At 46.4% G+C, this 1,428-nt stretch carries 1 protein-coding gene and 1 pseudogene; both read left to right on the forward strand.

What is annotated here, in order from left to right; all coding sequences use genetic code 11:
- Positions 1-311, forward strand: a pseudogene (locus tag IBX48_RS10550) (aromatic hydrocarbon degradation protein); the annotation flags it as partial.
- Between the two features lie 222 nt (positions 312-533).
- Entirely contained in the window at positions 534-1,355 is an 822-nt protein-coding gene (locus tag IBX48_RS10555; RefSeq protein ID WP_296834393.1) for an SDR family oxidoreductase, read from the forward strand.
- Positions 1,356-1,428 lie beyond the last annotated feature (73 nt).

Here is a 1,428-nt window from a genome sequence, read left to right on the forward strand (position 1 = left end):
ACGCTGAAGATCCAATCAAAAAAGTTGACGATGGTACTTATGCAGGACAAGCAACGGATTTATTCAACAACCATTTCTTTCCTGGTATCGTAGAAACTCATTTCACCTTTGGTGGGGGATATGAGTTAACTAATCGCATGACCTTAGAAGGGGCAATAGTTTACGCCCCTGAAGTTAGTAAAAGCGTAGATACAAGTGCGGTATCTGCTGGGATAGCTACTCAAATGGGTGCACCAGTGCCTGGAGCTACAGAACACGAAGTTAAACACTCGCAAATCGGTTATACCGTGTCATTGCGTATGAACTTCTAAAAAACCCCGCAACACACGCGTGCTTCGGCACGCGCTGTTTTCCTCCTAATAGAGCTTTAGCCAGACATTGTCTGGCTTTTTTGTTTTTAGCTTTCGCCCATCTTATCCCCTTACTGCAAGCCTAAAAATTTCCTATGAAAATTTGTCGCGACACCTTTTCTATTGATGCAAACTTGTGCATACTACACCCAAAATCCACCCTCACTTTTTTATAGGGACGTTATGGCGAAAATACTCATTGCTGGCTGTGGTGACATAGGTTGTCGTTTAGGGCTCGAACTGGCGGCGGACGGCCACCAAGTTTATGGTTTACGCCGAGATGGCGACAAAATTCCCGATCCCATGATCGCGATTAGCGCCGACTTAACCAGTGAGGCGTTAGAATTGCCAAGCCATTTGGACACGGTGTTTTATACCGCGGCGGCTGGTAAATACAACGACTTTGCTTATTATCAAGCTTATGTGGCGGGTTTAAAAAACCTATTGCAGGCCTTAAAAGGCCAAAAACTCAAACACTTGTTTTTTACCTCCAGCACCTCGGTCTTTGGCCAAAATGAAGGCGAATGGGTGACCGAAGACAGCTTGGCGGAAGGCCACAACTTTTCAAGCCGCCGTTTATTAGAAGGCGAAACCCTCGCGTTAAACTCTGGCTTTCCGGCCACGGTGGTGCGATTTGGCGGCATTTATGGCCCAGGGCGCACCCACATTATCGATTTGGTGATGAAAGGTAAGGCGCATTGCATGGAAGACGTTTACAGCAATCGTATTCATACCGACGATTGTGTGGGCATTTTTAAACATTTGATGAGTTTGGATAAAACCGATGCGCTGTATATTGGCGTAGACAACCAACCCACCCAGTCGTGTGAAGTGTATGAATGGTTAGCCGAACAATTGAGTGTCGGTTACATTGAACACACCGAACCCACCGAAAATAGCCGCACCATGCGCAGCAATAAACGTTTATCCAACGCCAAAATCCGCGCCAGCGGTTACGAGTTTAAATACCCAACTTATCAAGAAGGTTACGGCAGTTTGATTTAACGCAACCCATAATGACAAGCGTAGGTCGGATTAGCGCCGCGTAATCCGACAGCAGTTAGATGTTCCAGCCTTG

The organism is Thiomicrospira sp. (assembly GCF_014859555.1).
GTDB lineage: Bacteria > Pseudomonadota > Gammaproteobacteria > Thiomicrospirales > Thiomicrospiraceae > Thiomicrospira.